This window comes from Candidatus Enterococcus murrayae, assembly GCF_017315985.1.
Classification (GTDB): domain Bacteria; phylum Bacillota; class Bacilli; order Lactobacillales; family Enterococcaceae; genus Enterococcus_A; species Enterococcus_A murrayae.
Window position 1 is genome coordinate 62,145 of record NZ_JAFLVR010000021.1, and the last position, 20,703, is coordinate 82,847.

Genomic DNA, 20,703 nt, shown 5'->3' on the forward strand with positions numbered 1-20,703 from the left:
TTTAAAATTGATCTTCATATCACTTTTCCTTATTGGTTGAATTCTTATCTAATTTCTAAGATTTTTACAGTTGCTGAATATGAAGTATGTGGTACTTCCTCGTACAGCTGCATTAATAACTATCTGACACATAGCTCTATTCGAAGCTATTACAGATGCAACACCACAAACAATTCCAACGGCAGGATGAACCGTTCTCACTAAAAATAGTACAGGTTCTTTCTCTTTTGTCAAGAAGACGAAAGTCATTTATCGAACAATGCAAGCAGTACATTTGACTATAATTAGAAGGATTCGCTATTCTTTAGCTACCTGAAACAACTATAAAAATCCATCACTTCAGCTAAGAAAAGAGGATAAAAAATGAAGTATATCATTTTTGGAATAGAAATTGTCGCCATCATTCTCTGGTTACTGTTTGGACAAAAATCGCTGCTCTCTGCAATCGTCGGTGTTATCGTGATTATCATTATATCTCAAATGCTGCATGGTTTGTTTCATGCAAGGTAGTGATTCTGAGTTATGCGGCTTCAAGATGATATATTCAAAATCTTCATTATAAAATTCGGATGTATGGCTCTTCGTATTAGGAGCATAACTTTTGAAATAGCGATTCGCTTGCTATGCGTCAAAGACTCTCTTGAATATCATCTTAAACAGTTATCTGATAATGCTAAAAAACACTACGTGATGAATAAAGTTATATTTAAGTGTATAATACATTTAGAAACTAGGAGCTATTATGGTTATCATTTTATTCTCACTATTAATTGTCATTGTACTCATGAAGTATATGACATCTTCACCTCCAACTCCAACGTTACCTAAAAGAACAATCACAGATTATGATCATAAAAAGATGGAGTTTTTTCAAGCTGAGTTGGATCATTTTCAGAAAAGTAATGAATATATCACAAATCAGAAGATTCGAGATATCAACTTAAAATACTCAAAACTTTTTACTCGAATGACGCAAATTAATAGTGACAATCAAGATGTTCCTAAATTTATCAAGAACTATAAGGAAGGTTTTACAAATTGGAAAAGAAACGAACTATATTAGGGGGATATTTATTTTGAAGGTCATTAAAAATTTTTTCATTGTCATAGCTCTATTTATTTTAAGTCAAATAAGCATGACTGTTTTTAGCATTGTTCAAATTAGTATCACAAAGCCATTATCTGTTTTGGGTCTATCGGCTATGATTTTGATGGTGGTCGTTAATATTGCCATACTTTTATGGCTCGCGAAAAAACTGAAGCTGATTGAATTTAATACTGCTTGGCTCACAAAGAAAAATATGTTAATCATCATCGGCTCAACAGTGCTATTGCGAATCATCGCGATTGGGGGCACGCTGCTTATTCAGCAACTTAATGGAACACAGACCAGTGATAACGATGCTGCGTTAGGCGTAATGTTTAACAATGTGAATCCTCTGCTGCTTTTTCTGATAATCGCCATCTCAGCACCGATTATGGAGGAGATTGTTTTTCGTGCTGGAATCATTAAACTGCTTTGTGAGAAGCTGCCAATCCTAGGCGTTGTATTAAGCAGCATCTGTTTCGGATTTCTTCATATGGCGACAGATATTCCTAACTTCGTTCTATATGCGTCGATGGGATTAGTCTTCGCGTTGGCTTATTACAAAACCGGAAGACTGGAAGTTTCAATTATGGTTCATTTTTTCAATAACGCTATAGGCGCGATCGCAATGATTTTGATGCAATAATTTTGGGCAGCTATGAGCTGTCTTTTTTGTTCTTCTGCGAAGGATTTTGACGAGAAAGCAGGAGCAATAAAAAGCAGGCAACATGAGAGTATTAAAAGAAATCGAATGTAGTGAACAAGCGCAATAGATCCTATCATTAGTGATAATCTCCATAAACTGACGAGCATTTATGACGAGCTTTTCACAGTCTTTTATTGCTTCTCGTACTAATAGGTTTTTACTATTACCAAGCCCTCCTATTTTGTGTACCCTTTTTATCCTTTTGAAGCAGAACTTAGTGTAGAGAACAGAACCCAATATCCTAGTTTACGTGGAGCAATACAACTTAAGTCTTATTGAATAAGAAAAAATTGAATGCTATCATCGCTTTATATATAATGAATTACATTTGGATTAAGCATTGACTAGTCGTTTTTTCTAAAACACTTTTTTATTAAAGCTTATTTCATTAATAAGAAAAGCTTCGATTTCGATCGGTTGACTATCATTACTTGTCTTATCTGACTATTCAATGGAATTAGATAAGAACAGGATCATGCGAATGCCAGATGCAACTTGTCCAAATTATTTTAAAAGTATAGTGAGCAGCTCAACTAGTTAAATTAACTAAAAAAGGGGCATGACATGGAAAAAAGAAAAATGAATAAGTTAATCAGCTTCAACTCACCAGTTATTTTAGGTCTGGCCATAGCATCATTTGTCGTACTGATTCTAAATGTAGTGACGAATGGAGAAATCAACAAATTATTTGCCGTATACTATTCATCCTGGGCAGATCCAATGATGTATTTACGATTATTCACCCACACCCTTGCCCACCAAGATTTGAGCCATTATTCGGGAAACTTTCTACTACTATTAGCAGTTGGACCATTAGTGGAAGAAAAGTATGGCAGTAAAAACGTGTTAATCATGATACTGACTACATCTGCAATCATCGGCTTGATCAATGTCATTTTCTTTCCGCGTACAATGCTTTTGGGAGCAAGCGGCATCGTGTTTATGTTTATACTGCTAGCCTCCTTCGCTAACATGAAGGATGGCAGGATTCCCCTTACAGTTATTTTGGTAGGCACGCTTTATATCGGAAATGAAATCGTAAGCGGTGTGATATCCAATGATAATATTTCGAGAATGGCTCATATCATTGGTGGCTTGTTAGGCGCGTTGTTTGGATACCTATATCATATGAACGGACTTCAAAATAAGAAGGGAAAGTATCGTTATTAAGAGGCTTAGACTAAAATCAGAGGAACAACAATGTTTGCATTCTATACGACATCTTTAACAACTATTTAGTAAACAATTATCCATTATCAGCTGGCATTCAAGTCATTTCTAAACAAAAAACAAGCTCAACTTAAAGCTCTCATTTCTAAAACGAGGCTTTTGAGATGAGCTTGTTTTTATAGAATTGAATGAAATAATGATTTTTTTGGAGACATAGCTACAGTTATGTCTCCAAACTTTGAAAAGAGGGATAATACTTACGTTCCAAAAATTCTCCGCATTACAACTTTTCATATTGATTCAAACTTTCTCTTTTTTTGCTTCATTAAGAGCTTTTCGAAGCTCATCGTCCACGGCATAAATATATAAGCCGTTAACACCCCGAGTTAGTAAAACATTCAACTCATTCTTAAGCAGAAAATCAGAAACATCCAGTTTCTCGCCATCTTTTCCCGCACGATTTTGAATTGCTTTTTTGTTTTTGCTTGCTGCCTTATCAAAAACGATTCTGCCATTCCGATATTTTACTGATGGTCCAATAATAACGGCTGCATAGTTCAGATCAAATCCTTGAATAGTAAAGGTTGAGCCTACCTCACCGATTGTTTGAGCTTGCTCCGCCCAGGCACGATTGCGATTTTTTCGTTTCTCTTGACGGGTTTGTGGAAGCTGCAAGTTCCAAGGCAACTGCCAATCTCCAATCTTTACATTCCAGTAATCTTCATTTTCTGGCTTTTTCTTATCTATATATGCCCAATCAAAGGTTGCTAGAATACGAGAAATACCAGATTCCTCATTCTTTGCTTTTTTTTGAATTTCTTTGTACATTTCTCCAGGATCATCAAAAATTTCAATCGCATAGTTTTTAGAATCAACAGGGATATTTTCAATTGCCCCGTTATCAATAAGATTCCGAATCCAGTTCACAGTTTCCTTATCCGCATTAATTCGTAATTGATTTTCCAGATGAATATAGTTGTTTCTGAGATTAGCTTCAAGAATTGTTTCCATCATATCCTGTTCGTCCCAATACTGCTCACGTGAAAGAATTTGATTACGATCAAGCACTGCCACAACAACTTTTGCCCGCTTCAATAAATCCTCAAGCTGGTTTTGACCTCGATAAGATTGTTTCCCTTGAGTCCACAATAAATGAGCCTCATCCACGATAACAATATCTACCTTCTCATCTTCTGAGTGATTGTTAATAAATTTCGTCGGCTTTGACACAACATCTGGATTTCGTTTTGATAGGATACCTAATTTCGAAGCGATTTGTTCATAAACCTTCAACTGCTGATCATGATTCACTAATAAATACTGGCTCGTATCCTTAAGCACGATGTTCTCAGAATCATCCAATGAAAGCTGATTTAATTCATAAAACAGACTGCTCATCAATACTGTTTTCCCCGATCCAGCTTCACCCTCAACGATGATTAATTGGCCTTCTCTGTTTCGGTTTAATGCCTCAGTCACCTTAAGAATAATATCCTCACGCGCGTTCATTTGTTCTCTAGTTAACTTGTGAAAAGGTGAGGCTTTAAAAATAGCTGAATCCCTAATTATTCTTTCAAGGGGAAATAGTTCTTTATTTTTCCGCTGGAGCTTCTTCCAAATTTCCGAAAAAATACTACCTAGCTCTTCTGAAGTATAGTAATCGTTCTGTGGATTTGTTCTACGATTATTTAAATTCTCAACCGCTTCAACACTCGACAGATACTGCATTAAACGATTTTCAATATCTAAGGTTAATGACTTGTTGAAATGTTCATGACCTATTACAAACATCTTGGCCTGATCAGAATTCGATAATTCTTGCCAATCATCACGAATTTCTTTTAAATGTTCAATAGTACGCCGTTTAATATCATTCGTTTCCCCAATATAAACGGAATACTTTGATGGAGTTTTCTTGTCATTTACGATATAAACCGTAGGATAACTGAGCATCACCTTTTGCTCTTTTTTCCCTTTGGTCTGAATTTTTTCTTCTAAATGATTCAGAGATTCTTTTGCATAATCAACTTCATAGATAATTGGCTTTGATACTTCCATGCTGCACCTCGATAATGTCGTTTTTTCTTATGTTGGTTTAATTATAACGTAGAGTATTTTGATTATCGAGAGAGTTTTGTCATTGTGTTATATACAGATCAATTCATAAATATAGTCAATTTTACTAGAACTCAAATCTAGCTTAATTAAATCAACCTTTTTATTCTAATTTCAATCCGCACTCCTGCAAGAGGAGCGACTAGTTCAAGCCCATTGTTAATGCTTGAATTGGTGTATTTCAATCCACACTCCTACAAGTGGAGCAACGATATTGCAGCATATAAACAGTATTTTGTGAGCATATTTCAATCCACACTCCTACATGAGGAGCGACATAGGCATATATTGATTTCTTAGTGTATCCATCAATATTTCAATCCACACTCCTACAAGAGGAGCGACATCGATCAAAGTATAAGAGATCATTTCTGTATAGTTATTTCAATCCACACTCCTACAAGAGGAGCGACAATTGGATGCAATTTATCTAAGAGAGACTTGAATATGGATCGGCTACACTAGACTAGACAGAAAAAATAAGGTGTGTAGAATAAGAAAAAACACACTGGAGGATTTTTTATGTCAAGACGTCAACGTCGAACCTATTCAAAAGAGTTCAAACAACAAATTGTCGATTTATATCTCGCAGGAAAACCGAGAGCCGAGATCATTCGTGAGTACGAGTTGACCGCTTCTACCTTTGATAAATGGGTGAAGCAGGCTCAGACCACTGGCTCCTTTAAGGAAAAAGACAACCTTACTCCAGAGCAACAGGAGCTGATCGCTCTGCGAAAGAAAAATAAGCAACTGGAAATGGAGAACGACATTTTAAAGCAAGCGGCGCTGATATTCGGACGAAAAGACAAGTAATTGATGCCAACAAACACAAATACTCGATATCAGCGATGTGCAAGGTCTTAAACATTTCGCGTCAAACCTACTATTATCAAACCAAAACAGTCGAAAGCGAAGCCGAACTAGAAGCACTCGTGGAAGAAGAATTTCTACGCAATCGCAACGCGTATGGTACCCGAAAATTGAAGAAATGCTTGGCGAATCTTGGACTTCAAGTCAGTCGCCGCAGAATTGGACGTATCATGAAGCAACGCGGATTGCGTTCAACCTACACACTCGCTCATCTCAAGGTACCCGCTTCTTCTTGTAACGAAGCCAAGACAGCGAATGTATTGGATCGAAACTTCTCAAAAGAAACGCCATTGGAAGCAATCGTTACCGATCTTACCTATGTGCGTGTTGGCAAGCACTGGCATTATATCTGTCTTATCCTCGATTTGTTCAATCGAGAAATTATTGGGTATTCATGCGGCAAGAAAAAAGACGCGGCGTTAGTCAAAGCGGCGTTCGCTCGAATCGTCTATCCTTTGACGAATGTGACTCTTTTTCATACAGATCGCGGAAAAGAATTTGATAATCAAACCATTGAAGAAATTCTATCAGCCTTTGATATCACGCGTTCTTTAAGCAAGAAAGGCTGTCCCTATGATAATGCGGTTGCGGAGTCTACATACAAATCGGTCAAAGTGGAATTTATTCGTCAGTCTCAATTTGAAACGCTAGAAGACTTACAACGAGAATTATTTGATTACGTACATTGGTGGAATTATCTGCGATTGCACGGCACACTGGGCTATGAGACTCCGATGGCGTATCGTCACCAGAGATCGGCGAAGCACGCCCTTGATAATGAGCTTGGATGTGACACTGGTGGAGAGGCAGCGTAATCACTTTAGATTGAGCTTCTGCCGAGAAGGCTCACAATCGGAGCACTAACACGAAGTTTTTATGACACCTTATAAATTTTGTCAAAAAAAAGGTTGCCATTCCAATATTTCAATCCACACTCCTACAAGAGGAGCGACCTTTATGTCGTAGTGTTTCCATTGCTGTAGCAAGATTTCAATCCACACTCCTACAAGAGGAGCGACAGGTCTTTGAACTGGTCGTCAGTATTTCAGAAGATATTTCAATCCACACTCCTACAAGAGGAGCGACTCGTACCAGTCAGACATTTAAACACCTTCTTTATATTTCAATCCACACTCCTACAAGAGGAGCGACATGGAGCATCCAAATCTTCATAATTAATATTGATTATTTCAATCCACACTCCTACAAGAGGAGCGACAAGCATTTCTCAAAAGTTCAACTTCAACAGGTGTATTTCAATCCACACTCCTACAAGAGGAGCGACATGCTTTGCACTTCTAAAAACTCCCCTGTATATTTTATTTCAATCCACACTCCTACAAGAGGAGCGACCGCGCAGAAATGTACGTCAATGCGAGCGATCAATTATTTCAATCCACACTCCTACAAGAGGAGCGACTGCAAAATAAGAGTATTTTTTCCCTTATTTTGTTCAAAAAAGCTATTCAAATGATGGATCCATTACTTTTCTTAAACTTTTTTCTCATAAACATAATCAGAGTCAGCATTTTCTGGTGCGAAAGACCTATCTATTTTATGTTTGACTGTGGTTCGCACACATTAGAAAATTAAAGAATCTTCCACGTTGATTGTTTCTTTTACGCCATAATGCTCCACTTTTGATTTGTAATTTTTTCCAAGTTGATAAATTCGTAGCGAGTCTTTGTTCTCATCAATCGTGTCCAATAATTTTGTTTTCATCTGAAAATATTGTGTCTGATCGACTATACATTCGAAAACGGAATTTTGAACGCGGATGCCATAATCTTGACAAATTTTAGCGACTTTTCTTAACCGTTTTGCTCCGCTTCGTTCTTGAGTTGACACATCATACGTTACTAAAATCATCATAAAATCACCTACTTCCAAAGAAACGGCGGGTATTCATCCAGATCACCACGCAGGTACCTTGCAAGTAATAATGCTTGAACATAAGGTACCAAGCCCCATTGAATCTGCTCGCCAAGAAACGGATGACGTAATTTCTCATTTTTCTTAGACTGCCAGGCATCAAAAAAGATTTTCCGCCCTTCTTCTGTTAGTAAAACTGCTCCACTTTCTTTTTGCAGAAAATGACGTTCGTTTAATATTTTACGATTAATCAAACCCAAACAAAAACGGTCAGCATAAACAGATCTCAACTCTTCCAACATATCTAACGCTAATGATAGTCGACCTAGTCGGTCTTGATGCATAAAACCAACGTAAGGATCCAATCCAACTGACTCAAGAGCTGCCGCACAATCATGTGTTAATAACGTATATGATAGAGAAAGCAACGCATTTACTCGATCTAGCGGAGGTCGGCGGCTACGTCCATTAAATCGAAAACTTTCCTTTTGCTGCAAAATCATTTGATCAAAAACATAAAAATAGCGACTCGCCAATTGGCCTTCGATTCCTCTTAAATTTTCTAAGCCGATCGTCTGTGTACAGATGGCGTCGATACCTTCTTTCAACTCACTAGAAACATGTTTGAACAGTTCTTGATCGATTCTTAAAGAATGATCGCGGGTGAAACGTTCAAGTACCCATCGCTGATTGTATAGTTTCCCAATAATAAAATTTTTCGCTATCACTAAACTGTCATTTTCAGAATCAGATACACGATACTGTTGTTTTCTTAAAAGAACATTTCCGAATGTTGGCCCAACCACTCGACATTGAAATTTTCCACTCCCTGTAATAAAAGAAATCGCAATATTCCTTGTCATACACTCTGCCATGAGAGCTGGACTCATCCCCGTATAATTGTTTGTAACGATGCCTTCAAGATTATGAAGTGGAAGTCGTCCAACTTTTTTCTCTTCATTCCAAACGACCAGATTTGCGCCATCGAGCCTTAAATACAAATGAGGGGTCGTAATAAAAACCGTATTTAATAACTTCCTCATTCAGACAACCTCCGTTTCATATAACTGGCTACAGTTTCTTTTTTCGATAATACAGGCAAACAGAGATCTTTTAATGAACAGCGATCACATTTTTTTGTGACCTTGACGATGGGCGTCCATTGTTTTCGCCAATAATCGTGCATCTGATTTGTGATGTCTCGTAACAATTTCACTTTTTCATCTGTGATTTCAATGGATGTTCTATTTCTCGTTTCAAAATAGAATATCTCGCCTTCGTTTATTTCCGTTCCTAGCATCTCATTCAAACAAAACGCTTGAGCGATCATTTGCATCTCGTCACTTAAGTCTGTTTTCTTCTTCCCTTTTTTGTATTCCACAGGATTTACTCTAAATGAGTCTTGATACTTCGGTATAAAAACACCCTCACTATCTCGAATAAACTCAACAACATCACAAATCCCGCTAATCCCAAGCTCTCTTGAATGAACAGGCAATGCGCGAACAATCAATCGGTCTTTCCTTTTCTCTCTGATAAAAGGTTGATCCGTTTTTTCATGGAGATGGCTTCCTGTGACAGTCAACACATTCTCTGCCCATTGCTGCTCGATATGAATCAGTGCCCACTGTCGTTTGCAAAAAATAAAATGTTGAATCCCTGATATCATCAAAAAATCTTCTTCTTGAAACATGGCTACATACCATCAAATGCTTGAACTGGTAAGCCATTTAACTCCTCAACTGTAATAATATAATCTTCGATAGAATGCGGGTTATCGATCCCTTCTTTTTTCGCTATATTGACGGAGCGATGAACCTTCGCTGAAGGATATTTCCCTGATTTGCTTGGATGTTTCCACCAATAAACTTTTTCCACCACCATCGAACCTTCAGGTCGAGCCGCTGATGCATCATTTTCAAATAGTGACTTCAAAGCTTCTAGGATTTTTTTAGCATCATCATCTGAAAAACCTGTTTTTTCAGCTAATTGTGGATTGATACTACCATTGAATGTATACAATCCATTAGTAACAAAGTGCTTCGTACCCATGGTGTCTGGTCCTTTTCCAGCGCCTGGGACAGAATTGACGCTTTTAATGATCTGCATCGAATTGACTTCAACTGGTTCCACACTTTCAGCAAGTTGAACAGAAACGGGACCTCGCACACCGACAGAGACTTGTGTGCCAGAAAACGCAAAGACCTGACCAAAAGATCGTACATCTATCCAACTTTCACATGCAGCTCGCGCAAAGGCATCGACATCCGCCTTTTTCTTATCTTTCAAAATTTTTTTCAACTCTTCGACACTTTCCAAACGATCTTTTAAATTATTAAATCCATCATCAGAGCGATCACTGGATTGAATAAAAATAGGCTCCTTAAAATCTTGTAGACGATTTCTTATCTTGCGTTTGATTGCTACATCAGAGACCTCACCAAAACCTTCAAAATCTTGTCTTGGACGATTACCATTCAATGGATCTCCATTTGGATTCGCTTTTTTTACTGAAAAAATCACTTTAAAATCGTATTTATTTTCTAAACTCATTCTATTCTGCCTCCTCATAAGTTGATTTATGGAAAATATCATATTCCTGACTGTAATAACCTAACAAATAGCGACCATCTAACGCTTTGTCCGTATAAGTTGTTTCATCAAACTGATTCATAATCTCGTCAAAGAGCTTGTTGTATCTGATTTTACTAGGTGGGCTTAAGCGAGAAATATATGGTTGCAAGTTTTTTCGAATAATCAACCACGTTTTTACCGGATGAGTGCTAAATGCGTTCATATACCGCTCTGCGTTCGTCGATCGTTTTTGTTCATTCAAAACTTCTTGCTCTAAAATATGACTAACTGCCAATAGGCGACCGAATAAATAGTTTCGTTCATTACTTTCTTTATTAAGACTCACGGAACATCCTCCTTTATCTTTAAAATAATAATTGTTTGCCATTGAACAAGCAATCTCAATTGTTTTTAGCCAATCCTCATGCTGTTCAAAACTTTGTGGATTTGAAGCACGATGAAACAAGTTTTGCGTGATGTCGAATGGAACTTTTTTCTCTTCTACTACGCATGTAAATAATAAAGTTACCGTATTTTGTATCAATTTTTCATTTGTTCTTTCACCCAGAGCTGCTTTTGCGATGCTAAATAAGTTGGGCGCTCCAAAAGAAAATCTTCTTTGTTTATTTACAAAATAAGTATGGCGCCATGATGACTGTCGATGCCATTTTTCAATTCTCTCTAAGTAATCCTTTTGGTTCGTGGAATTATAATACAGGATTCCCAATCGACCTTTACCAGCACTATCTAAAATCAGGATGTTCACTTTTGCATCGATGGCTAATTCATTCTTTCTTCCATAGATCGAACCTCTTAGACGTTTCGCATACGCTTCTCGCGTACGATCTTTGACCTCAAAAAAATCTTCTTCCTCGTCATCATCGTCCAATAATTCATTACTACTTGCCACTGGAGTAAGCTTTTCTGGCAATGCTTTTCCCCAGACTAAATACACTCGTCCGCTTTGAGTAATTCCTTGTTTCATTATCAACCATTTCAGGGCATTATGGGCTTTTTGAGAGACTTCATAACCCACCGTTGCTACATCATCTTTTTCAACAAACCGACCACGATAAGTAAAATTCGTTGAATCGTTTGCTGAAATTATTTTCGCCCCATCTCCGCCGTAGCGAAGTCCTTTATTGTGATAAGACGCTACTGGCATTGTTTCACCAGTGACATAATCAATCTCTTTTTTAAAATCTCCTTTTTTTATTTGTTCGATATAAAAATCTGTCATGCTTTGATCTTCCCAAATTGGGAGTTCATTTATAGAGTTTTTCGTATCATGCACGGTGAAACGTACCATCGCGGAATCTTGAGTACCTGAAATCACATCGAAAATTTCTGGTTTAAATCCCTTTTCTTCAGTCAGTTCTTTTGTCCACTTAGGAAGCAACTTGTCATTTTCATCTAAAAAAAGAATCTTATTTTTAACTAAATCGCCAATCAATGTTCCTTGTTTTAAATAATTATAAACCGCATTCATCCTGCGATTTTCTGTTGCATACTCTGCCAACTGACTGATATATAATTGATTCGCTGTTTCTTCTTCGTCTTTTTTCTTTTTTGTATCCACATATGTTTCAAAATCTTTTGCTACATATTTAAGTTCATCATGTAATATATTAGGCGCAAGGTTATTTGACTTATTTGCAGACTTTTCCGTCACCGGAATCATTGTCAATGCCTCATCTCTTCCCAAAACTCTTGCAGAAAAAAACTCACCATCTTGCGTCACGGTCACTTCAATTTGAACTTTCCGGTAAATATGACCAATGGGAAGGAGCGAAAATTTTTGATTATTTCGAATAAATATTTCTCCGACTTGATCCTTATTCTCTTCATAAGTCTCATACAAATCGCTAATCCATGTCACGAATCACTCACCTCCAACTCTTGAAGTAAATCATCCGCCAATTGAATTTCAGCTAAAGCCACGTTTTTCGCAGACATTTTTCTTATCGATCGAATATTCGGACATTCCTCTGGTCTTGGGAAAACAATCACTCCTTTTTCCATCTTAGGTTGCCATAAACGAACACGTAATTCATCAATGCCTGTTTCATCAGGATAATCCAGCCCATGAACCATCGTTCCAAAATATTGCGGATTTTCTTGGTTATCATATGCCCCCGCTTTTTCCCAAAAATTGCATGGTTCTACATACCCTTGACATTCACGAGCTCCTAAAAAAATATCTCGTCTGCCACCTTTGGCCAGTGAACGTTTTAAAATCTGATAATGTTTATTTTCATTATAGTCTTGACGTAAGTCCGGACGATTTTTGTTAAATTCAAAATGAACTTTCACTTCATATTCTGGTTCTCGCAAATAGCTATAGTAGGCAAGATCGTTCTTTGATAAATCATTATATTTCATTGGACGGATGCCCTTTGATTCCATTCGGATTGGATTGATCACTCGAACTTCATCGACAACATAAGAAATGGTGGGCTTCCAGTACACCGATTCTGCTATTCCTTTTAATGCTTGATACGTTGGAACAGGATAACTGCTTTTTTCTCCTCCCAGTTTTGTTAATGGATCTGTAAACAATCCATACTTGCCATAAACTCGAAAACTGATTTGATTTTTCAAATTCGTTCCTCCTTTCAATTTTTAAAAATTAAGCGCTACCGTTGAATCGCCTTCAATATTCAGCCCAAAATCATTGCTATATGCCTGAGCATGCAGGACATATACTCCTGGTTCATAAATCTCCAGCATGCCTTCTCTTTCTAATCTTTGAAACTCATGCTGATATAAATTCAAACTATTTCTTTGTGCTTTTTGATACCATCTCTTATCAAAAATAATTTCTTCAGAACCCACCAAATCCGCGACAAGTTCCTTCCCTTCACCAAACTCCACCAAAACCGATTCTCCGATTTGATCGATCACTTTGAAATGTTTCGCGATCGTCGCTGTACTACTAACTAAACAAGTCGGCACCCGTTCTTTTCGGCAATCTTGAAAGGCTTGCTTCCGGTTACTGTTTTTTTGCATCATGGGAAATAAGGATTGGGAACCTTGATTGATTAAATACTCTGATTCATGTGTTCGTTCGAGTCGGTCATAAAATTTATCAAAAAATCGTTCAATAAATTTCGGCTGCAAGAGACTAGATTCATCGTGATTGAATTTTCGATCCAACAAAATTTCTGTGGTCAATTCTTTTTTTGTTTTGATTTCTTCCATTTTATCGATATTCTCAAGCTGTTTGACTGGATTCACCAAATAAACAGGCTGTAAACCCGCTGACTCTGCATTCCGATTACATCGACCTGCGGCTTGAGCGATTGAGTCTAATCCCGTAACCGAGCGAATGACACAAGAAAAACTGACATCGACGCCTGCTTCGATTAACGGTGTTGTGACACAAATGATTTTTTGTTTGTCACGTAACGCATCTCGAATTTTTTTTAAAATTTCACTTCGATGATTTGCTGTCATGGAAGTCGAAAGATGGAACGTTTTAAATTCACTGTCCTGCAATAATTGATATACTTCTCGAACTGCTTTTTTCGTGTTGAAGATCATTAAAAGATTGTTTTCTTCCATCATCACTTCTTCCGCAAAATCTTTCAGCAGTTCTGTGGTCCAACCCTCGGATATTGTTTTATCGATAATCTCAACGCGTTCGAACGCTTGTGTCACCCCAAGTAAATTAGGGACAATCTCTCCGTCTGTTTCAATCTGTAATTTTAATTTTCGTTTCCCCAAAGTTGGTTGTGTCGCGGTACATAGTAACGTAGTAGTGTTACCATAGTTTTTCAGAAAATTGATCAAACTATTGAACATCGACAAACACTTTGGTGCCAATGATTGAATTTCGTCAAAAATCAACACACTATTTAATAACTGATGAACCCTTCTAGGATTACGTGTCGATCCAGAAAAAACATTTTCCAGAAAACGGACCATCGTTGTTACAATAATTGGGCTATCCCAATTGTCTTGCATCAGTGCTTGTTTGCGTTCACTTTCTTCAGACTCATCATCCTCTTCAATCATTAAGTTTGAATGATGTTCAAGAATAAAATCGTTATTGTCATCCCCAAGCTCCTTTCGAAAAACTTCGGCATTTTGTTCAATTATTGACGAGAATGGAATGATATAGATAATTCTTCGTTTTTCTTGAAAGATCGCGTGATTTAATGCAAAGCGCATGCTGCTTAGCGTTTTTCCACCACCAGTTGGAATTGATAAGGTATAAATTCCTGTTTTTCGTTCAGCGGCTTTTAAACACGCCTCCGCCATCTCTTGCCTGAGCTGATTGATCTCAGTCTGATTTCCCTTTTTAAACCTATCGAAAGTCTTTTCCAATTTTTGACTAAGTTCTAAAAATAACTCTTTGTTGCTCTCTTCCCTTATAGCTGTTCCTTCTTCAAACTGCTGAGTATTTCTGCGATCGCCATCTAACAAAGCACTGTATACCATCTTCATTAAAAAAAATTGATCGGTTCTGCTAACACGATCAAACCGAGCTGCCCATCTTTCCAGCTCTTTTCCAGTTTCAGATAAAAGCGCATTCATTTTATGCAACGGTAAAACTTCACTGAAAAAAAGTTCCTTTACACTTTCTAAATCTTCTAACGTTCGCTCGTATCTGTTCATAAATGGAGAACACGCTTCATCCTCCTCTCCAGAAATAAAATCTAACAACCCGCGAGGACTATGGTGTGCAAAAATCGCATTAGCAATCATTTCCATCGCCATCATTTCATATTTTGTTGACGCACTTAGTGAACGGATCATCTTTCCCCCATAAGTTGAATGATCGACACTACCTCTTTCTACCTTTTCGCCACGTTTAGCTGCAAAAATATAATCTTGAAATGCACTTCCATATTTTCCCGCATCATGAAGAATACCTGCTAAATAACAAATCGTAGGGATTCCTAACGGAGACCCATTTTCTTTTGCAATCTCTGCTGTTTCTTTTAAGTGTTTTTCTAAAGGTTGTTCGGCTCCATCTTTACTTCGGAAATGTGCAATAAACATCTATACACCCCATCTTTTTTCTTTCACATTTTATTTTAACACAATAGATATTAAATTTTATTTTATGGAATGAAAAGCACCTTTAGAGGATGATTCTGAATGTTTATATATTCGCTTGAAGACCAAATATTATTTATTTGAAATTAAAGCCATCACATGAATATTTATTTCGAATCGAAAATATTACTTTATTGGTAAATATAAAAATTTGATAGGGGCTCTAGAAATAGTAAATATTTAACGTACAGTAAAATAACTACTATTGTTTGATGATTGAATGCTGTAATATGTAAACATATCTAATCTTTCACTAAAAAATCCTTCTCGCTCATCCCGTTCTTCAAACTCCATCAGATAACTATCAATTTGTCTATTCTCTATGATCTTCAGTTAGATCGTATCTCATTCCTTATGTTTAAGAAGCTTTTTAAAGAAAACTTTTCGAATTTTGCTCTCGTTATTATGTTTATTTCATGATAATCTATTCCAGAAAGATCTTCGATTTTATTTCTTTCTTCGTCCCCTTCATAGCTTGAGTAAAATGTCGTAATCGACCACTATCTCATTATGCTTTCGTGTATGTCTCACTAATTCATATAAGCACGCTATTTCATAGCCAAAATACTTCAATGCATCCTCAATCTCTTCATCATACTAACCATAGTGGAGCTCATTTTTCGCAAGAATTTGTTGAATATCTTTTTTTGGTCTTCAGTTGAGTGATCTTATTATCGATCTCAGCATTCCCACCATTGTTTCATTCAACTCTAAATAAAATGTTTCCAAATCGATCCAATAGAATGAACTTTACCACCCTTTGTCCGTTCAACAGTATAATCCAAATCACGCGTTCAGGTCGATACCCACCTCAATTTTCACCTTGCTTGTCCCTCTTACCGTTTTATTTGAAAACACTCGCTAATTACACGAATTGATTTTATTTCTAATGGTCTTGTTCCTATCTTTTTGCCATTTAATGCTCGGTTAATCTTTACCAATTATATTGTATTAATCCTAAAATTTTTTCATTTTACGAGTCGTTTCAGTGACTGATATCTCTTTTTGTTCTCTAAAAACTTTTATAGACGCTTTGAAAGTAGCCACTATTTTTAACGTTTTTTTGCTTGTTAACAGTCTTTTTTTCTTAACTCCGTAAACCCGTTTGCAAATGTCTAAACATGTTCACATCCCAAGGAAAACACTTACATTTAGCTATCCGATATTTATACTGATAAGTGAAGAAACAGTGGCCACATCGTTCTTCTAATCAAAGATAGATCTTAACGCTTCGCTTAATAATAGTTCGAATTGATTCAGCGTCGTTCCAAAGAAAAGGTTTGGCTGGTACGCAGATAAGACTCGTGGGGCATATGTTTCCGTACTGATAGTCAAAGTTGCCAACTGCCCTATTTTTGATTTTTTCTCACCAACAAAAGCGATCAGATCAATATGATGATCCTTAGCCATTTGAGCAAGATCAGCTAAACGAAAGGTATCGCCTGAGTTAGAGACAATAAAAATCAGAACATCCTTTTCAACGTTTTCCCGCAGGAATTCCAGATGACTGTTAGCCGTTGCCCGGAAACCATAAAGATTCAGTGTTTCAGAAAAATGATTCGCAATATTTTGTGAAAATCCTGAACCTAAGATCATGATCCGTTTCTCTCGATAATCAGTTAGTAGGCGAACAAACGCGTCTCTTTCTTCCTCTGAGAAATTCTTCGTCAGGTTCGTTGCTACTGGTTTACTTCCATATGCGAAGACCAGTTCACTATAACCGGAATAACCGATTTTTTTCGCCATATTGACGATGGTCGCCGTTGAGACATAAGAGGCTCTGGCGACATCGCGAATGCCTAAATCTCTTAGTGACTCACGATTTTTATCCATAAAACGTAAAACGGCTGCTTCGGAATCATTCAACTGATATTTATCAATCAGCGTTTCAGTATCCATAAGATCCACCCCAAATTCTTTAGTTAGGAGTATTATAACATGACAAAAAATAATTTTATTCAAGATCCATGGGCAAAAATAACGACACGAAATGGCCTTCAAGGTGATGAAGTCATCTCAGCATTACAGAAATCGATCCGCAGAGGAAAAGAAAAAGCGGCCTGCGAATTTGCCTATGAAATGTATATTACCTCCCCTCAATTTGAAGAGAAGCTGTGGAGACGTTTATTAGCCATTAGCGTTGAGGATGTAGGGATGGGAAATCCGCAAGCAGCCATTATGATCAATAACTTAAATCAGATGCGCAAAGATTTTCAATATAATGAATCTGACCGGGCGATGTTTTTCTTTCACGCCATTCGGTACTTGTGCGATTCAGAAAAAGACCGTTCATCCGACCTGCTCAAAAATATCGTGATAAAAAGCTTCGCCATGGGTTATGTGCCTGAAATACCAGACATTGCGTTGGATAAACATACCACGCGTGGACAAGAAATGGGGCGCGGATCAGAACATTTCTTACATGAAGCAAGCAAAGTTGTTCCTCAAGCAGAGGTCGATAATGACTATAAAGAACAATATGAAGAAATCATAAAAGAATATGACCCGCAGCATGTCGTGCCGAGTACCTTTGTTTTCAATCCTTGGCAAGTATAGGAGGACGCATCATGGAAAATTCTACAGTCATAACGAAGCTTAATGATTTGCTTAGCCCTTTTGCGGCAAAAATTGGGAATCAGCGGCACCTTAAAGCCATCTCGAGTGGGATGATGTTTGGGCTGCCCTTTATCGTGATTGGATCATTTTTTCTGATTTTTGCGAATCCACCGATTAACATAGATCAATACAATCCAGCAACAGCCAATTTTTTTATGAAATTCATGGCTGGTTGGAAGGATTTTGCGGTAGCCAATTATGATTTAATCACCGCTCCTTACAATTTGACTATGGGGATCATCGGACTGATCAGCGTTTTCGGAATCGCCTTCTCCCTTGCCAGTGAATACAAGATTAATCCAGCCATGAATGGGATGGTGGCCTCCGTCATTTTCTTAATGGTATGTACTCCGGTTAAAGAAGGCAACATCAACCTGAACTACCTAGGAACAAATGGGCTGTTCGTGGCAATCATCATCGGTTTGCTGGTGGTGGAAGTGAACAGAATTTTTGAAGTCAGAAATATCAAATTAAAATTGCCGGATACTGTACCGCCCATGGTCGCCACCTTCATCAACACGCTCGTTCCGTTATTAACGAATATCATCCTTTTTTATGGGATTAATCTGATTTTCTTAGCAACAACGAAAAAGATTTTTCCTGAAACAGTGATGGATGTTTTAACGCCGGCGACGAATATCGCTGGAAGTCTTGGCGGTTTCTTACTAATCGTGACCCTAGGGAATATCTTATGGTTGTTTGGTATTAATGGCTCATCGATCATTTTCCCGATTGTCTTTACTCTTGGGATGGCGCAAACAGGACTGAATGCTGAACAAATGTCTAATGGAGAAACGATGACTCACCTAATGAATCTGCAAATGTTTCGTATTTCAGTTTTAGGCGGTGCAGGCGGAACCTTGGGATTAATTCTTTTGATGATGCGAAGTAAAGTCTCAGAGTACCGAACAATCGGGAAGCTGTCATTGATCCCCGGCATTTGTTCAATCAATGAGCCTGTGATCTTTGGTCTTCCAATCGTTTTTAATCCGATTCTAGCAATCCCATTTTTAATCACACCGATTGTTTCCTTGCTGCTGACCTATTTCGCTCAAAGTATCGGTTTGATCGGAGTTGGATTTATCGTTGATCCCTCCTTCACCCCGTTCTTTGCACAAGCGTATCTTTCAAGTATGGATTGGCGAAATATCGTCTTCTGTTTCGTGTTGATCCTAATTAGTGCTATTATCTACTATCCATTCTTCAAGGTTATGGAGAATAATAAAACCAAGCTGGTGGATGAAGAGCTGTAAATAGAGCGAAAAGAAACATACTACCTTAAGTAAAAAAAGCTCAATTATTGATTCTGATAATTGAGCTTCATAAATTCTAAAATTGCAGAAAAGCAGTACACTCCTTCTAAGTTACTTCCAAGAAAATACCTCAAAAAAAAGACCGAACACCGTCCTTCATGTTCGATCCTCTTAACTCAGCTAAGCCTTCCCAAAACATTTTCTACCTCGGTCAAGGCTTCTGGGTTACTTTTTTTCTAATTCATACAATAGATGAATGGATTCATCTGATGCTTTCAGCCTAACACTAAAACAGCACGCGGTTGACCGGACACTGTTCCTGTAGACATGCGTCACCTTGAAAAATGCTTAATTTCCACTCCACTCAATGGGTTCGCTTGGTTCCACTATTCCAGGACCTACAGGTGTTATTTCTCCTGTTTCTGGATTCGTAGGTTGGTCAATGTAGTACAAATAACCGTTGTTTCCATATCTTCCGCGTTTTGTTTGGTCGTAGGATTCGCTATCCATGCAAATATTGACGGCCCTTACCGCAATCGCCACTTCTTTGCTTCCCTCAAAAAGCTCCTGTTCCCATAAGTATTCGCATTCGATATTCAAAAAACATTCTTTAATTCGCGGTGCATCGATCGTTGTCGCTTTCTCTGTCGTAAGTCCCGAAGCGGTGATTTCGTCTGTTTCAAATTGATTATTCTTAATTGTTTGAACACATCGGTCATAACTGTCGTTTGAAGGGAAATTTAACACACAGACTTTTGTTTCTTTCAGCGATTGATACATATGCCCGTCTTTATTGACTTTTCCCAAGATACAAATAAAATCCTCCAAGCCACTACCCATAAAGCTGGACCAAGAGTGCAAGCAGGCGTTTTCCTTGCCGTTTGATTTCCAACCAGTGACAACAAAAACCAATTGTGGCATGGATGTAACAAAATCATACCAAGACAAATTGCCGCAAAATGCGACGTATTGCTCAATGTCATATCCAGCCAGTTTATCCGGTCTATCAACAAGTGACACCTCTTTTTTCATAACAAAATCCTCCTCGTTTTTAGTTAGTTTTAGAGTAGCAAAAGCAATACGGCACTTGTATGTCGTATCATTTATATTAAACCAATATTTTTTGCATTTTTGCAGACGCTATAGAGTAAATCAAGTAGCCCTATACCTTTACGATATCATCATAACTCAGTATCTATTGTAGCAAGTGATTGCGATTGATAAAAGCGTTTTCAAAAAAACAACTTACCCGATTGATTATCAAATGTTACACATTGAAGCGGGTCATATAGTCGTCTGTCAGCTCTTCCGTCCCTTGAACCTCTGGCTAATTGCGAATCAGCTTTCTGACACTAGTTCATATTTTTAAATCATTA

The 20,703-nt window shown here is 37.6% G+C and carries 17 protein-coding genes and 1 CRISPR repeat array; of the genes, 7 read left to right on the forward strand and 10 right to left on the reverse strand.

Annotated features, from left to right (window positions below; translation table 11 throughout):
* The first annotated feature begins 363 nt into the window (after positions 1-363).
* From JZO85_RS09990 to JZO85_RS10005, 4 genes are all read left to right on the forward strand, one after another.
* Positions 364-510 (forward strand): hypothetical protein, encoded by a 147-nt coding sequence (locus JZO85_RS09990; RefSeq protein WP_207108374.1) that lies wholly within the window; start codon positions 364-366, stop codon positions 508-510.
* A gap of 232 nt (positions 511-742) precedes the next feature.
* Complete coding sequence (locus JZO85_RS09995; protein WP_207108375.1) at positions 743-1,063, forward strand: hypothetical protein; 321 nt, start codon at positions 743-745, stop codon at positions 1,061-1,063.
* A 13-nt stretch (positions 1,064-1,076) separates the two neighbouring features.
* Positions 1,077-1,733 carry a CPBP family intramembrane glutamic endopeptidase gene (locus JZO85_RS10000; protein ID WP_207108376.1) on the forward strand — a complete coding sequence of 219 codons (657 nt, stop codon included), beginning with the start codon at positions 1,077-1,079 and terminating at the stop codon, positions 1,731-1,733.
* Between the two features lie 624 nt (positions 1,734-2,357).
* On the forward strand, positions 2,358-2,963 hold the full coding sequence (locus JZO85_RS10005) for a rhomboid family intramembrane serine protease (RefSeq protein ID WP_207108377.1): 606 nt from the start codon (positions 2,358-2,360) through the stop codon (positions 2,961-2,963).
* 300 nt (positions 2,964-3,263) lie between these two features.
* On the opposite strand, the gene JZO85_RS10010 is transcribed toward JZO85_RS10005, so the two are convergent.
* Positions 3,264-5,021: a DUF2075 domain-containing protein gene (locus JZO85_RS10010; RefSeq protein WP_207108378.1), complete on the reverse strand. Its 1,758-nt coding sequence runs from the start codon at positions 5,019-5,021 to the stop codon at positions 3,264-3,266.
* A gap of 579 nt (positions 5,022-5,600) precedes the next feature.
* Here JZO85_RS10010 and JZO85_RS10015 point away from each other — a divergent pair.
* A protein-coding gene (locus tag JZO85_RS10015) for an IS3 family transposase (protein WP_207108379.1) occupies positions 5,601-6,763 on the forward strand; the annotation gives its coding sequence in 2 pieces (ribosomal slippage) (positions 5,601-5,877 and positions 5,877-6,763; 1,164 coding nt in all).
* Positions 6,764-6,868: 105 nt separating this feature from the next.
* Positions 6,869-7,369: a CRISPR direct-repeat array (repeat unit 34 nt; unit sequence TATTTCAATCCACACTCCTACAAGAGGAGCGACA).
* Between the two features lie 160 nt (positions 7,370-7,529).
* Here JZO85_RS10015 and cas2 read toward each other — a convergent pair.
* The 8 genes from cas2 to JZO85_RS10055 all read right to left on the reverse strand — a co-directional run bounded on the left by cas2 (position 7,530) and on the right by JZO85_RS10055 (position 17,357).
* Entirely contained in the window at positions 7,530-7,820 is a 291-nt protein-coding gene (gene cas2, locus JZO85_RS10020; RefSeq protein ID WP_207108380.1) for a CRISPR-associated endonuclease Cas2, read from the reverse strand.
* An 8-nt stretch (positions 7,821-7,828) separates the two neighbouring features.
* Positions 7,829-8,863: a type I-C CRISPR-associated endonuclease Cas1c gene (gene cas1c, locus JZO85_RS10025; protein WP_207108381.1), complete on the reverse strand. Its 1,035-nt coding sequence runs from the start codon at positions 8,861-8,863 to the stop codon at positions 7,829-7,831.
* Positions 8,860-9,489, reverse strand: a complete 630-nt coding sequence (gene cas4, locus JZO85_RS10030) for a CRISPR-associated protein Cas4 (RefSeq protein ID WP_242550310.1) — start codon at positions 9,487-9,489, stop codon at positions 8,860-8,862. The genes cas1c and cas4 overlap by 4 nt, the downstream gene beginning before the upstream one ends.
* A 26-nt stretch (positions 9,490-9,515) precedes the next feature.
* Positions 9,516-10,373 carry a type I-C CRISPR-associated protein Cas7/Csd2 gene (gene cas7c, locus JZO85_RS10035; protein ID WP_207108383.1) on the reverse strand — a complete coding sequence of 286 codons (858 nt, stop codon included), beginning with the start codon at positions 10,371-10,373 and terminating at the stop codon, positions 9,516-9,518.
* 1 nt (position 10,374) lies between these two features.
* Complete coding sequence (gene cas8c / locus JZO85_RS10040) at positions 10,375-12,273, reverse strand: type I-C CRISPR-associated protein Cas8c/Csd1 (protein ID WP_207108384.1); 1,899 nt, start codon at positions 12,271-12,273, stop codon at positions 10,375-10,377.
* Entirely contained in the window at positions 12,270-12,995 is a 726-nt protein-coding gene (cas5c, locus tag JZO85_RS10045; RefSeq protein WP_207108385.1) for a type I-C CRISPR-associated protein Cas5c, read from the reverse strand. Before cas5c ends, cas8c begins: the two co-directional genes overlap by 4 nt.
* Positions 12,996-13,016: 21 nt before the next feature.
* Entirely contained in the window at positions 13,017-15,401 is a 2,385-nt protein-coding gene (gene cas3, locus JZO85_RS10050) for a CRISPR-associated helicase Cas3' (protein WP_207108386.1), read from the reverse strand.
* Between the two features lie 1,263 nt (positions 15,402-16,664).
* Complete coding sequence (locus tag JZO85_RS10055; protein WP_207108387.1) at positions 16,665-17,357, reverse strand: MurR/RpiR family transcriptional regulator; 693 nt, start codon at positions 17,355-17,357, stop codon at positions 16,665-16,667.
* Positions 17,358-17,396: 39 nt separating this feature from the next.
* Here JZO85_RS10055 and JZO85_RS10060 point away from each other — a divergent pair, with 39 nt between their 5' ends.
* Positions 17,397-18,014 (forward strand): AAA family ATPase, encoded by a 618-nt coding sequence (locus JZO85_RS10060; RefSeq protein WP_207108388.1) that lies wholly within the window; start codon positions 17,397-17,399, stop codon positions 18,012-18,014.
* Between the two features lie 11 nt (positions 18,015-18,025).
* Entirely contained in the window at positions 18,026-19,327 is a 1,302-nt protein-coding gene (locus JZO85_RS10065) for a PTS sugar transporter subunit IIC (RefSeq protein ID WP_207108389.1), read from the forward strand.
* 348 nt (positions 19,328-19,675) lie between these two features.
* Here JZO85_RS10065 and JZO85_RS10070 read toward each other — a convergent pair whose 3' ends face one another.
* Positions 19,676-20,359 carry a flavin reductase family protein gene (locus JZO85_RS10070; protein WP_207108390.1) on the reverse strand — a complete coding sequence of 228 codons (684 nt, stop codon included), beginning with the start codon at positions 20,357-20,359 and terminating at the stop codon, positions 19,676-19,678.
* Positions 20,360-20,703 lie beyond the last annotated feature (344 nt).

Excerpts from the sequence above, each read along its gene's own strand:
- JZO85_RS09995 (WP_207108375.1), top strand. The coding sequence starts at position 743 with ATGGTTATCATTTTATTCTCACTATTAATTGTCATTGTACTCATGAAG.
- cas7c (WP_207108383.1), bottom strand. The coding sequence starts at position 10,373 with ATGAGTTTAGAAAATAAATACGATTTTAAAGTGATTTTTTCAGTAAAA.
- JZO85_RS09990 (WP_207108374.1), top strand. The coding sequence starts at position 364 with ATGAAGTATATCATTTTTGGAATAGAAATTGTCGCCATCATTCTCTGG.
- JZO85_RS10005 (WP_207108377.1), top strand. The coding sequence starts at position 2,358 with ATGGAAAAAAGAAAAATGAATAAGTTAATCAGCTTCAACTCACCAGTT.
- cas4 (WP_242550310.1), bottom strand. The coding sequence starts at position 9,489 with ATGATATCAGGGATTCAACATTTTATTTTTTGCAAACGACAGTGGGCA.
- cas3 (WP_207108386.1), bottom strand. The coding sequence starts at position 15,401 with ATGTTTATTGCACATTTCCGAAGTAAAGATGGAGCCGAACAACCTTTA.
- JZO85_RS10070 (WP_207108390.1), bottom strand. The coding sequence starts at position 20,359 with ATGAAAAAAGAGGTGTCACTTGTTGATAGACCGGATAAACTGGCTGGA.
- JZO85_RS10065 (WP_207108389.1), top strand. The coding sequence starts at position 18,026 with ATGGAAAATTCTACAGTCATAACGAAGCTTAATGATTTGCTTAGCCCT.
- JZO85_RS10060 (WP_207108388.1), top strand. The coding sequence starts at position 17,397 with ATGACAAAAAATAATTTTATTCAAGATCCATGGGCAAAAATAACGACA.
- JZO85_RS10010 (WP_207108378.1), bottom strand. The coding sequence starts at position 5,021 with ATGGAAGTATCAAAGCCAATTATCTATGAAGTTGATTATGCAAAAGAA.
- JZO85_RS10055 (WP_207108387.1), bottom strand. The coding sequence starts at position 17,357 with ATGGATACTGAAACGCTGATTGATAAATATCAGTTGAATGATTCCGAA.
- cas2 (WP_207108380.1), bottom strand. The coding sequence starts at position 7,820 with ATGATGATTTTAGTAACGTATGATGTGTCAACTCAAGAACGAAGCGGA.
- cas1c (WP_207108381.1), bottom strand. The coding sequence starts at position 8,863 with ATGAGGAAGTTATTAAATACGGTTTTTATTACGACCCCTCATTTGTAT.